Here is a 12710-nt window from a genome sequence, read left to right as displayed (position 1 = left end):
GAAGGTTCAGTCCGGTTTCGTTTCGCCCTTGGCGAGCTTGTCCATGAGAGCGAACACGTCGGTTTCCACCTTGGCATCGACATGCTTGAACGGCTTGGTCAGCGTCCAGCCATCATTGGCGAGGTCCATCTGGTAGATGGTGCCGTCGAGCTTGCCATCGGTCATCAACTGACCCATCTGGTCATAGGCCTTGTCGAAGTTCAGCACCGTGCTGGTGATGATGGCGTTCGGATAGCTCGCGCTCTGGTCCATGTAGGCACCGATCGTGTGCGCACCTTCCTCGTCGGCTGCCTGCTGGATGCCGGCATCGGCAAGGTCGGAGGACGGCAGGAGCACATCCGCGCCGCGCAGGATGACGCCCGTTGCGACTTCCTTGGCCTTGGCGACGTCCGTGAAGGAGCCCGTGAAAACCGCGTCCATCTTGATATCGGGCACGAGAGCCTTGGCGCCACGCAGTGTGTATTCATGCGTGCGCTTCGCAGACGGGATTTCCTCGCCGGAAATGATCGCGATATGCTTGTTCTTGCTGGCTGCGGCAGCGATCGCTCCCTGAACGAAGCCATACTCGTCCCAGTTCACCGACCAGGCGGTGTAGTTCTTGAGGCCACCGGTGGACGCCGCATAGCTGTAAAGAACGAATTGCACGTCCGGGAATTCCTTGGCGACTTCCTGGATCGCCGCCGAATAGCCGGAGCTGTGGCAGATGATCATCTTGACGCCGCGGGAAGCAAGCTGGCGCAGCAGGGCAGGGGCCTTCTCGTAGGTCGCGTGCTCGATATAGGACGACTTGAAGCCGTATTTCTTCACCATCTTGTCGAAGGCGGCGTAGCCCGGCGGGTCCCAGTTGCCCTGCGTGACCGCTCCGGTGAAGAGCGCGGCCACCTCGCCCTTTTCCTCGGCGCGCGTCGCGCCGGGCATGAAGGTCGCCGCAGTGAAGAAGCCAGCCGCGGCAAGGCCCAGAAGTATGCGCCGCCGGATCCTGAGGTCCGTCAAGTCCATCGTCATTCCCCTTTTTGTTGTGAGCAGTCTGTCTTGAAGAAAGATGCAGTCCGGCCGTAAGCCGGCGTCAGGTTTTCACCATCACGACGATGTCGATCTCGAGCAGCAACTGCGGATCGGCAAGGCCGGCGACGTGAATGAAGGTGCTTGCCGGCAATTCGCAGCCCGCGAAAAAGGCCTGCCGTCCGCGATGGATCGCCGCGGCGAAGCCCGGATCGGTGACATAGGTGACGGTCTTGACGATATCGTCCGGTGTGGCGCCCAGTCCCGCCAGCAGAAGACCGATATTCTCGTAGGTCCGGGCGACCTGGGCGTCGATGTCTCCCGCACCGACGACCTCGCCGTTCTCGTCCCAGGAAACCTGGCCGGTGGCGAAGACCGGCGTTCCGGGCCGGATCTTTGCGTGATTGTAGTAGACCTGTTGCTTGAGCCCCGGAGGATTGATGGCGGTCATGGCATTCATCCGTGCTGATGGGCGTAGGCGTTGGTCATGACGCCCGCTTCATGCAATCCCTCGACCACCGTCGTGCCGATGGTCTTCAGGTCGTCGATGAAATCGGGGACGATCACGGTGATGCCGTCGAGTTCCGCGTTGATCGCAATGTCGGCAAGTTTGCGGGCGATCGTTTCCGGAGAGCCGATGATTGCGGCCGGAGACATCGAATTGCGCGCATCGCCCTGCGAAATGAAACGCTTCGCCATCGTGTTCTGCTTGACGCTCGGATCGGAAGAATACTCACGCGTCTGGTTGTCGAGTGCCTCGATGTCGACGCCGGAATTGTAGTAGTCGACCCGCTCCTCAGCCTCCTTGTCGCTGGCGCCGGGCACGATGGTGAACAGGCCATAGGTCTTGAAATCGGTCCGCCCGACCTCGGCCGCCAGTTCCTTTGCGCGCAGGCCCGTCTTTACGAAGTCATCGCGGTTGCTGCCGAGCATGAAGCTGCCGGTGCAGTTCTTGATGGTGAACCGAAAACCGCTGTCAGACGTGCCGGCGCAGATGATCGGCGGTATGTTCCGTGGCTTGGGGTTCGACATGCAGTCCTCGAGCTTGTAGAACGCGCCCTCGTGATCGACACGGTCCTCCGTCCAGAGGCGCTTGGCGACAGTGATCCACTCCTCGGCAAGGGCGTAGCGACCCGCATGGTCCAGGTCGCGCCACAACCCCATCTGTCCCTGGTCGACCGGATTGGAGCCGGCCACGAGGTTCAATCCGAAACGGCCGTTGGAGATCTGGTCGAGCACCGCGACCATCTTGGCCACGACGGCAGGATGAAAGATCATGGTGTGGATGGTGCCCCACACGCCGATGCGACTGGTCGCCTCGGCAATACCCGCCATCGTGGTCAGGGACTCGAGCGTCACGTCCCAGTGCTTGCTCGGCCCGCCGTAACCGCGCCACTTGGCCATGCTCAACGCGAAATCGAAGCCCATGTCCTCGGCAAGGCGGGCAACGTCCTTGTTGTATTCATAGGTCGCAGGCAGTTGAGGACTCGTCGTCGAGGTGATCCAGCCGCCATTGCCCACCGGCAGGAAAACGCCCAGTTCCACGGGCTTCTTGGTCTCGCTCATTCTCGTACTCTCTTTCATTCCGTGGATTGGCCGGGGAATTGGCGTGCCCCAATGGAGTTGACGCTAGCAGCAAAAAATTCCGACAAGTAATCGAATGTGGTCCATGTCATGTTGCCAGTTTGGCAACAGCACTCACGGCTCTCACGTAAGGCGGGTGGAAGCCTTGGTTGCAGCCTGGAACGTCTTGACCAGGCGTTTGAGGAATTCGTTGGCCGCGTAGGAAAGCTGCCGGTCACGATGCACGCAGACCGCCGAGGTGGCATCAACGAACTCGCCTTCCTGAATGGGAATGGCCCTGAGCCTGCCGTCGCTCAACTCCTTGCGCGCCGCCATGGCGGGAGCGATCGCGATCGTTTTGCCGGTGATAGCCATGGCCTTGGTCAGCTCCAGATTGTTTGTCGATACCAGAACGTCGGGGTTCAGCTTCTGCCGGGTGATGGCCTGGTCGAAAAGCTGACGAAGGCCGAAGCTGGTGATGGGCAGCGCTATCTGCTGGCTGCAGATCTCGGCGAGGCTGAGACTTTCCCGGCCTGCGAAATCATGCGTGGGATTGACCATGCACATGACGGGCTCGGAATACTGGGCGACGATCTCGATACCGGGCCGGCCCCGTGGATTATAGACGATACCGATGTCGGCCTCGTCGCGCGATAGCGCCTCGGCGATGCGATCCGAGGATTCCGAATAGACGGAGAACTTGATCGCCGGGAACTGCTCGTTGAAATCGGCGATGGTGCGCGGAAGAAAATCCAGGATCAGGCCCTCGATGACCCAGATCTTCACCTCACCGAGCCTCAGCCCCTTCAGGTTGCGGATGCTCTCCTGGACGCGCTCCATGTCACGGAACATATGGCGAGTGAAACGCTCCAGCACGAGCCCCGCCGAGGTCAGCTGAATGCCGGTATTGGTGCGCTCCAGCAGCAATGTTCCAAGGGACTGCTCGAGAATGGCGATCTGGCGGCTGATGGCGGATGGGGCGACATGGAGCCTGTCCGCGGCGCGTCGGATGGATCGTGTTTCGGCGACTTCGTTGAAATATCGGTAAGTGTTCAGATTCACTTCGCTCTCCCTTGGATTTGCTGGAGATGAAGCAAGCGCTATGCCAATTGTTGCGATGGGTGTTCTAAAATGAGCAACGCGCCAAAGATCAATTTGATCTACTTCCGGCGACGGTGGAGTTGTTATGCATCATGCGTCGCCCGCCGATCCCGTCATCACCGCTGCGTCTTGTTGACAGTCGAGCCGTCGCCGCCAGGTCATTCTGGCACACGTCTCGATCGCAACCGATGCCGTTTCATTCCCAAGGGCCGGGCGTCGAGAAATATATCCATGCATCGTGCCGGAATATTCTGTCCGGGTAAGGCGCACGGACAGAAGGAGAGTGACGAAAATGCCTTTCGCGACGGTCGACGGCTCGCAGTTCTACTATGAAATTACTGGAAACGGACCGCCGCTGATCCTGGTAACCGGCCTTGCCGGCGTTGCTTCCTACTGGGACTCCAACCTGTCGGGTCTCAGCAAGCATTTCACCGTCATTCGCTACGACCACCGTGGAACGGGTAGAAGCGTGCGTTCGGAAGGCGCCTATTCTATCGAACTGCTGACGCAGGATCTCGTCGGCCTGATGGACAAGCTCGGCATTGCCAGCGCCTCGCTCATCGGACATTCGACAGGCGGGGCAGTGGGCCAGGTCATCGCCGCCACCCATCCGGACCGGATCGAACGCATGGTCCTTTATGGCTCCTGGTCGACGCTGTGCCAGCAGATGCGAATATGCATGGAAATGCGGCTGGATCTGCTGAATGCCTATGGTGTGGAAGCCTATCACAAGGCTTCCCCCCTGTTCCTGTATCCGCCCCGCTTCGTCTGCGAGCAATGGTCGACCCTCGCGAGAGGGATAGATCTGGCGATTGCCACCACCACCAGCAAGTCGATCCTGGCGGCCCGGGCCGAAGCTGTGATCCGTCATGACGGATCACCCTATCTGGCCGGCATATCCGCGCCGACGCTGGTACTGGTGGCGCGCGACGACATCCTGACCCCACTCAACGCTTCGGAGGAACTCGCACGGGGCATTCGTGGCGCGACATTGCAGGTGATGCCCTATGGCGCCCACGCCGCGTCGGTGTGCGAGCCGGAAGCTTTCAATCACGCGGTGCTGTCGTTTCTGCTGAACAGGGGAATCCGCGACGAGCTTCGAGAACAACAGGCCACGATCGGCTGAAACAGTTCTGAAAGGATGGAGACATGCAGGTCTCGCAGGCGCAAACCGCAACAGAGGATCCACGGGCCATGGCAACGGTTCAGGGTTTGCAGAGTATTCGATATCGGAACGGGATGGCCCGCCTCGGCGCGGCGGTGACAATTGCCACGACGGACGGGCCGGCAGGGCTGGCCGGATTTGCGGCAACCGCGGTGTGCAGCGTATCCGACGATCCGCCGACCCTGCTGGTCTGCCTGAACAAGGGCAGTTCCGCCTATGCCGCGGTCAAGGCGAACCGAACCCTTTGCGTCAACGTCACCAGCAGCCGGCACCGGGAACTCTGCGGCCTCTTCGGCGGCAGGACACCCGTCGAGCAGCGCTTCGCCGCGGCCCGCTGGTCGACGCTTGCGACCGGTGCACCGGTTCTCGAAGGGGCGCTGGCATCCTTCGATTGCCGGATCGTCTCCATCTGCGACGGTGGCACCCACGACGTTCTGATGTGCGCGGTCGAAGACATGACCAGCGAGGAGGACGGTCGCCCCCTCATCTATTTCGACCGCGCGTATCACAGCTTCTGACACGGGATGCGGATGCGCCTCCCGCACCATCACGGATCGAAACAGCGGTGCCTTTCGCCGCATTGGAAGACAGCGGGCAGACCTTACCGCAACCTCTGGAATTGCCTTTTCCGCAACGCCTTCTGCGACCAGAGGCAATATATGGAAACGTGACTGTTCAATAGGCATACGCCTCACTCAAGGCATCGATAAATGCAATTGAAATCAATGAATTGATGCGATCGCACCGAGTAATTGCCGATTATTTGGCCAGCGACCGGAGAGGAGGCGGAAATGTTCGGGTGGAGTTCGAATTTCGGCAACGCGCCAAGCACCACTCTCGATTCGAAAGGGTGTCTGCGTGCTGCTAGCGTGCATTCTGCGGTGTCTCCGGCGCGAGCCGGGAGCGCCTGTTCATTCATGAAATCGGGGAAGAAGAGATGACGCGGCTCATCATCAAGAACGGCATGGTCCTTACGCTGGACGAGGCGGGTACGTACCACGAGACGGCAAGCGTCATCATCGATGACGACCGGATCACGGCTATCGTGCCGGAGGGGCAGCCGGTCGAAGAGGGAAGCGCCGACGAAGTCATCGACGCGACCGACAAGATCGTCATGCCCGGCCTGATCGACCTGCATTACCACACAGCCATCGGCAAGGGGTTCAACGACCACATGCCGCTGTGGGAATATCTCGATGAATGCTGGTATCCGCTGATCAGGGCGCTCGACCCGGAGGCGGCCTATTGGGCGGCGCTTGCGAGCTATACGGAATCGGTAAAGTCCGGGGCAACCACCGTCAACGACATGTACCGGCAGCTCGATGCGCTTGCACAGGCCGCCGAGGACATCGGCATCCGTGCGGTGCTCTCGAATGATGTCGCGCTTAAGGAGCACGACCTCGACAGCCTACAGGACAATTACGACGCCTACCAGCGCAACCATGGCAAGGCCAATGGCCGCGTCGAGGTCCGCGTCGGCATCGAATGGCTGCCGTTGGCCTCGCCGGACCTGCTCCGCGAGGCGAGGGCCATGGCCAACGACCTGAAATGCGGTGTCCATGTCCACCTGAACGAGTCGAAGACCGAAGTCGACTTCTGCCTGGAAAAATTCGGCCGCCGTCCGACGGAGCTCGCCTACGACACGGGGCTGCTGGGACCGGATACGATCGCCGCTCATTGCGTATGGCTGAGCGATCGCGAGATCGAGATGATGGCCGAGACCGGTACCCACATCTCCCATAACCCCAACTCCAACGCCAAACTCGGAAACGGGATTGCCCGCGTTCCCGAAATGCTGGCCGCCGGCATCAATGTCGGCCTCGGACACGATGCCGTGGAGTGCAACAACAGCGCCGACATGTTCGAGGTCATGAAATATGCGTCGCTGCTGCAGCGGGCGAGCCGGGTCGATGCGAGCCTCATGCAGGCCAAGGACGTGCTGCGGATGGCGACCAACAACGGCGCCAGGGCGCTCGGTCACCAGACGGGGCAACTCTCCGTCGGGCGGAAGGCGGACATCATCCTGGTCGAGACGAATAGCGCGATCTTCACGCCGCTCCTTCGCGATACCGCGGTCCACATGACCAGCCATCTCGTCTTCGCCTCGAACGGCAGTGTCGTCGACACCTCGATCATCGACGGCAAGGTGGTGATGCGGGGCCGGGAGCTGACGCTTGTCGACGAGAAGAAGATCGTACGCGAAGCAAACGCCGCATTCCGGCGCATCAAGGACAAGATGGTCGTCAAGCGCAGCAAGGCCTGACGCCGACCAGAGATCAATGCAGGCGGCCGGTCATGCCGGTCGCGGTGACCAACGGGAACTTCACATGAAGAAGATCGATTTTGAGTACGGCCTGTTCGGCAAGCTTCGCGCGGCCGCGGCGGAAGACTGGGATGCCTATGTTCGCCACCCCTTCGTCAGGCAACTGGGCACCGGCGAACTGCCGCAACCCTGCTTCAGGCGGTTCCTGACGCAGGACTATCTCTTCCTCATCCATTTCGCCCGTGCCTACGCTCTGCTTGCCTACAAGGGAGGCTCGATCGAGGAAGTCCGTTCGGCCACACGGTCGCTGAACGCCATCATCGACGAACTGCCGGTACATGTCGGCTATTGCACATCCTGGGGATTGACCGAGGACATGATGGCGGCGGAACCGGAAGCGCCGGAGACGATGACCTATACCCGCTTCGTGCTCGATGCCGGCCTTTCGGGCGACATCCTCGACCTGATGGTGGCACTCATCCCCTGTGTCGCCGGCTACGGCGAGATTGGCCAGATCCTGATGTCGGAAGACACGACGGTGCTGGAAGGCAACCCTTATGGGGACTGGCTGCGCAACTATGAGGGGGAACACTATCTGCAGAGCGTTCAGGACGCGATCAACGCGCTTGATACGATTGGCCAGCGCCGCGGGGCGGAGGCGCGCTTCGACCAGCTTCTGACCATCTTCAGGACGGCGACGCGCCTGGAAGCCAATTTCTGGCAGATGGGCCTGAATGCCGGGCCGTCCACCCTGCTGGACGCCGCCGAATAGGCGATCCGGCACCCGACCCAAACGCCAGAGGCAAGAGAGGCCGTCTTGAACGCACATCAAACGATACGCCCGCCGGCAGGCGCCCGACAGTCCTCGCAGAATGCAACTCCCGGCATTCGCGTCGAGAACCTGACCTTGCGTTTCGGCGAGCATACCATCTTCGAGAACCTGAACTTCGAGATCGGCGGTGGTGAATTCGTCGTGCTCCTGGGGTCGAGCGGGGTTGGAAAAAGCAGCCTCCTGAAAATCATCGGCGGCCTCGCCAAGGCGACGGCTGGAAAGGTGACCGGCACGGATGGCCAGCCAGTTGCGAACCGCATCGCCTATATGGGCCAGCAGGACCTTTTGTTTCCCTGGCTGAACGTCTTTGAAAACGTCACGCTCGGCGCCCGGCTCCGCCATGAAAAGGTGGACAGGGATTGGGCCGAACATCTGCTAGAGCGCGTCGGGCTCGGCAACCGGCACAAGGTTCTGCCGTCCGCCCTTTCCGGCGGCATGCGCCAGCGCGCGGCAATCGCCCGTACCCTCTACGAACGGCGGCCCATCGTGCTGATGGACGAACCATTCTCGGCGCTTGATGCCATCACCCGCGCCATGGTCCAGGATCTCGCGGCGGAAATGCTCGCGGACCGAACGGTACTCCTCATCACGCACGATCCCATGGAGGCCTGCCGCCTGGGCCACCACCTCATCGTCCTTTCCGGACATCCGGCAAGGCTCGGAACCCCGATCACCGTGGCAGGAAAGCCGCCGCGATCTCCCGATGATCCTGATCTCCAGAAGAGCCAGGGCGAACTGCTGCGCCTTTTCGTGGAGAATGCCCGATGAACCGCAAGCTCTTCAACCATCTCGGAGCCGGCGGCCGCGGTCTCGTCATATTCTGCGGGCTCATCGGCCTCTGGTGGGTGGCCGCGGTACTGTTCCGACTGCCACCCTACATGTTGCCGACACCGCCGGTCGTGGCGGAGGCGCTGTGGAACGGTCGCAGCTACCTGCTCGAACACACGCTGATCACGGCGTCGGAAATCCTGCTGGGCCTGTTCTTCGGCCTGTCATGCGGGGCCTTTCTCGCGCTGATGATGGTCTACTCACCGTTGCTGCAACGATGGCTGATGCCGGTACTCGTGATCAGCCAGGCCATCCCGATCTTCGCGCTTGCGCCCCTGCTCGTCCTCTGGTTCGGCTTCGGCCTATCCTCTAAGATCGTCGCCGCCTCGCTGGTGATCTTCTTTCCGGTCGCCGCCTCGTTCTATGACGGACTTCGCCGCACGGAAACGGGATGGATGGACCTTGCCAGAACCATGGGCGCTTCCTCCTACTCGCAGCTTCGCCATGTGCGTCTGGTCGCCGCTCTGCCGGCGTTCGGCTCCGGATTGCGTGTGGCTGCCGCGGTCGCGCCGATCGGCGCCGTCATCGGCGAATGGGTGGGATCGGCCGGTGGTCTCGGCTACGTGATGCTCAATGCCAATGCCCGCATGCAGACGGCCGTCTGCTTCGCAGCCCTGTTCGTGCTCTCGCTCATGGCGGTCGCCCTTTGGCAATTGGTCGACGTCCTGCTGAAGCGCATCCTCTATTGGGTTCCGGATGCCAACCGGGCCGACTGATTACCGAAAAATCCACAACGATAACGAACCCCGGAAAGGAACAGCCATGCTCAAGAGACTGATGGTCGGCGTCGCATTCACCATGATGATCAGTTCGGCGCAAGCCGCCGAGAAGGTAACAGTGCTTCTCGACTGGTTCATCAACCCCGACCACGCTCCCATTCTGGTTGCGGAACAGATCGGCGCCTTCAAGGAAGCCGGCCTCGAGGTCGAGATCGTGCCGCCGGCCGATCCGAGCATGCCGCCGCGCCTCGTCGCCGCAAAGCAGGGCGATATCGCGATCAGCTATCAGCCTCAGCTCTACATGTATGCCCAGGAAGGGCTGCCCCTCGTGCGCGTGGGAACCATCGTCAACTCGCCTCTCAACACCATCGCCGTTCTCGGCTCGTCCGGCATCAAGTCGATGGCCGACCTGAAGGGCAAGAAGATCGGCTATTCCGTGAGCGGCATCGAGGAGGCAACCCTCGGAACCATGCTCCAGCAGGGCGGACTGACACTCAACGATGTTTCCATGATCAACGTGAACTTCCAGCTCGTCAGTTCGCTGATGGCAGGGCAGGTGGATGCCGTGATCGGAGGATATCGCAACTTCGAAGCCACGGAGATCCGCGATCTCGGCGTCGAGCCGGTCCTGTTCAATGTCGAGGACTTCGGCGTTCCCGCCTATGATGAACTCATCGTGCTCGCCAACAAGGACAGTGTCAGCGATCCGAAGATCAGGAAGTTCATGGACGCCCTGAAAAAGGGAACCGAATACCTGCTGGCCCACCCGCAGGAGACCTGGGAAGCCTTCGCCGAGGCCCATCCGGATCTCGACAACAACCTGAACAAGCAGGCCTGGAAGGACACGCTGCCGATGTTCGCCAAGGATCCGCTGGCCCTCGATGTCGCGCGTTACGAAGGGTACGGGAAGTTCCTTTTCCAGAACAAGCTGGTCAAGGCGGAGCTTCCACTGGCGGACTACGCCGTCGAACTCAAGTGATCGGCAGACGGCCGGATCGTTCGGGATCCGGCCGACTTCCTCCGTGCCGGCCCCCTTCTCCCCGAGAACCGAGAGCATTCCCAGATGAATACCGATATCCAGTCGCTCATTGACCAGATCGACAGCCGCGAAGGTGAACTGTTGGACCTGCTCTGCAAGCTGGTCTCCTTCCGGACGCCCGCGCCACCCGCCCGCAATACTGGCGAAGCGCAGGCCTTCATGGCCTCATATCTCGAGGAGCTCGGCTTCTCCGTCGACAGGTGGGAGATGTACCCCGGCGATTTCAACGTCGTTGGCGTTCTCAAGGGCACTGACAGCGAAGGCTACAAGAGCCTGATCATCAACGGACACATGGACGTTGCCGAGGTCAGCCCGGACGAGGTCTGGGAGACAGGCCCCTTCGATCCCGTCGTGCGGGACGGGGTCGTGATCGGCAGAGGGACGGCCGACATGAAGGGCGGGCTCGCGGGGGCGCTGTTTGCCCTCAAGCTTCTGCGCGAGGCCGGCTATCCCTTGCCGGGCGACATCACTTTCCAGTCCGTGATCGGCGAGGAAGTGGGCGAAGCCGGAACGCTCGACTGCTGCAAGCGCGGCTATAGCGCGGACCTGGCGCTGGTCGTCGACACCTCCGACTTGCAGATCGAGGGGCAGGGCGGGGTTATTACCGGCTGGATCACCATCAAGAGTCCGCAAAGCTTCCACGACGGCACTCGCCGCCAGATGATCCATGCGGGCGGCGGGCTCGTTGGCGCCAGCGCCATTGAAAAAATGATGAAGATCATCCAGGGCCTGCAGGATCTCGAGCGGCACTGGGCGGTGACCAAATCCTATCCGGGATGCCCGCTCGGCTCCACCACCATCAATCCCGCGGTCATCGAAGGTGGAAGGCACGCGGCCTTCATCGCTGACGAATGCCGGCTGTGGATCACCGTGCATTACTATCCGAACGAGGATCACGAGACGATCGTCGAGGAAATCGAAACCCATATCCGTCGGGTGGCGGACGCCGACCCCTGGCTGCGCGACAACCATCCGCAGTTCCGCTGGGGCGGGAAATCCATGATCGAGGACAGAGGAGAAATCTTTCCCTCGCTGGAACTCGATCCGACACATCCGGGCGTGCGGCTGCTGGCTTCAAAATACCAGGCGGTTACCGGTCAGCCGGCCGTGCTCAGCGTGTCGCCGAGCGTCACCGACGGTGGCTGGTTCGGTCATGAAGGCATACCGGCCGCCATCTTCGGCCCCGGCAAGCTCCGGCATGCGCATGCCATAAACGAGCAGGTCTCGATCGAGGAACTCAAGGACTTCACCAGGATCACGCTCAGTTTCATCGCCGAGTGGAGCGCCACACGAAAATAGCGGGTTGAATAGCCCCGAGTTTCGTAGACGCCCTGGAGTGAACCCCTCGGGTAAGATTTTCTGCTGCTTCTCGAACTCGGCGGGCGACAGCATCCCGTTCCTGATGTGCTTGCGTTTCGGGTTGTAGAACATCTCGATGTAGTCGAACACATCCCGGCGAGCTTCATCGCGTGAACGGTAGACGCTGCGACGTATCCGCTCTCGCTTCAGAAGATTAAAGAAGCTCTCGGCCACCGCGTTGTCATCGCAGTTGCCGCGTCGGCTCATCGAGTGAACCAGATTGTGGTGCTTCAGGAACGAGGGCCAGTCCATGCTGGTGAACTGCGAGCCCTGGTCCGAGTGGATCAGCACCTTTCCTTCGGCTTGCGTCGCCACACCGCCATGAGCAGAGCCTGCAATACGACGTCGGTGGTTTGACGGCTCTGCATCACCCATCCGATGACCCGGCGGGAATAGAGGTCAAGGACGACGGCCAAATAGGCAAAACCCTCGCAGGTGCGGATGTAGGTGATGTCCGTCACCCAGGCCTTATCCGGAGCCGCGACCTCAAATTGCCGGTCGAGCGTGTTGTCGATAGCGACGGCAGGCCTGCCGCCATAGATGCCTGGACGGCGTTTGTAGCCAATCGGAGCCTTGATCCCGGCGAGACGGGTCAGACGCGCAACCCGGTTCGGGCAGGATGAGGGCGTCGAGATCGGCCTCGGAGGTGATTTGCCGGGCGGCGAGCGCCTCGGGCACGACGATGTCGGTGCGGGCACTGCCGACCTTGTAGCCGGACACCCAGGCCTCCTGGCTCGACTTCTCCAGGAAGAAGTCGATGAACTTCAGCGCGGCCTGCTTGTGCTCGGCGCCGACGGGAATGCTGAGCGTGGCGATCAGCGGGATGGTGCCTTCGCGCG

At 61.3% G+C, this 12710-nt stretch carries 12 protein-coding genes and 2 pseudogenes; 8 read left to right on the top strand and 6 right to left on the bottom strand.

What is annotated here, in order from left to right:
* Positions 1 to 6: 6 nt before the first annotated feature.
* The 4 genes from H4I99_RS22745 to H4I99_RS22730 form a co-directional block, all read right to left on the bottom strand.
* On the bottom strand, positions 7 to 999 hold the full coding sequence (locus H4I99_RS22745; protein WP_206110911.1) for a BMP family protein: 993 nt from the start codon (positions 997 to 999) through the stop codon (positions 7 to 9).
* A 67-nt stretch (positions 1000 to 1066) separates the two neighbouring features.
* On the bottom strand, positions 1067 to 1453 hold the full coding sequence (locus H4I99_RS22740) for a RidA family protein (RefSeq protein WP_099061086.1): 387 nt from the start codon (positions 1451 to 1453) through the stop codon (positions 1067 to 1069).
* Positions 1454 to 1458: 5 nt separating this feature from the next.
* A complete protein-coding gene (locus H4I99_RS22735) occupies positions 1459 to 2568 on the bottom strand; it encodes an LLM class flavin-dependent oxidoreductase (protein WP_163897118.1) in 1110 nt (369 codons plus the stop codon).
* A 141-nt stretch (positions 2569 to 2709) separates the two neighbouring features.
* Positions 2710 to 3627 carry a LysR family transcriptional regulator gene (locus H4I99_RS22730; protein ID WP_163897120.1) on the bottom strand — a complete coding sequence of 306 codons (918 nt, stop codon included), beginning with the start codon at positions 3625 to 3627 and terminating at the stop codon, positions 2710 to 2712.
* 331 nt (positions 3628 to 3958) lie between these two features.
* Between H4I99_RS22730 and H4I99_RS22725 the strand changes: the two genes are divergently transcribed.
* The 8 genes from H4I99_RS22725 (at position 3959) to H4I99_RS22690 (ending at position 11811) form a co-directional block, all read left to right on the top strand.
* The gene (locus tag H4I99_RS22725) at positions 3959 to 4792 is read left to right on the top strand and encodes an alpha/beta fold hydrolase (RefSeq protein ID WP_163897122.1); all 834 of its coding nucleotides are present in this window, start codon (positions 3959 to 3961) and stop codon (positions 4790 to 4792) included.
* Between the two features lie 68 nt (positions 4793 to 4860).
* The gene (locus tag H4I99_RS22720; protein WP_163897124.1) at positions 4861 to 5349 is read left to right on the top strand and encodes a flavin reductase; all 489 of its coding nucleotides are present in this window, start codon (positions 4861 to 4863) and stop codon (positions 5347 to 5349) included.
* Positions 5350 to 5768: 419 nt separating this feature from the next.
* On the top strand, positions 5769 to 7094 hold the full coding sequence (locus H4I99_RS22715; RefSeq protein ID WP_163897126.1) for an amidohydrolase family protein: 1326 nt from the start codon (positions 5769 to 5771) through the stop codon (positions 7092 to 7094).
* A 64-nt stretch (positions 7095 to 7158) separates the two neighbouring features.
* Entirely contained in the window at positions 7159 to 7866 is a 708-nt protein-coding gene (locus tag H4I99_RS22710; protein WP_163897127.1) for a TenA family protein, read from the top strand.
* A 45-nt stretch (positions 7867 to 7911) separates the two neighbouring features.
* Positions 7912 to 8694 (top strand): ABC transporter ATP-binding protein, encoded by a 783-nt coding sequence (locus H4I99_RS22705; RefSeq protein WP_194362192.1) that lies wholly within the window; start codon positions 7912 to 7914, stop codon positions 8692 to 8694.
* Positions 8691 to 9470, top strand: a complete 780-nt coding sequence (locus tag H4I99_RS22700) for an ABC transporter permease (RefSeq protein WP_163897129.1) — start codon at positions 8691 to 8693, stop codon at positions 9468 to 9470. Before H4I99_RS22705 ends, H4I99_RS22700 begins: the two co-directional genes overlap by 4 nt.
* 46 nt (positions 9471 to 9516) lie before the next feature.
* Complete coding sequence (locus tag H4I99_RS22695) at positions 9517 to 10452, top strand: ABC transporter substrate-binding protein (RefSeq protein ID WP_163897131.1); 936 nt, start codon at positions 9517 to 9519, stop codon at positions 10450 to 10452.
* Between the two features lie 84 nt (positions 10453 to 10536).
* Positions 10537 to 11811 (top strand): acetylornithine deacetylase, encoded by a 1275-nt coding sequence (locus H4I99_RS22690; RefSeq protein ID WP_163897133.1) that lies wholly within the window; start codon positions 10537 to 10539, stop codon positions 11809 to 11811.
* Positions 11812 to 11871: 60 nt separating this feature from the next.
* Here H4I99_RS22690 and H4I99_RS22685 read toward each other — a convergent pair.
* Both H4I99_RS22685 and H4I99_RS22680 read right to left on the bottom strand, forming a co-directional pair.
* A pseudogene (locus tag H4I99_RS22685) lies at positions 11872 to 12482 on the bottom strand (IS3 family transposase); the annotation flags it as partial.
* Positions 12481 to 12710, bottom strand: a pseudogene (locus H4I99_RS22680) (ABC transporter substrate-binding protein); the annotation flags it as partial. The pseudogenes H4I99_RS22685 and H4I99_RS22680, both read right to left, overlap by 2 nt.

It is taken from the genome of Paenirhizobium daejeonense (assembly GCF_014280875.1).
GTDB classification, from domain to species: domain Bacteria; phylum Pseudomonadota; class Alphaproteobacteria; order Rhizobiales; family Rhizobiaceae; genus Allorhizobium; species Allorhizobium daejeonense.
The sequence above is the reverse complement of the archived record's forward strand: the minus strand, read 5'-3'. Positions and strand labels throughout refer to the sequence as shown.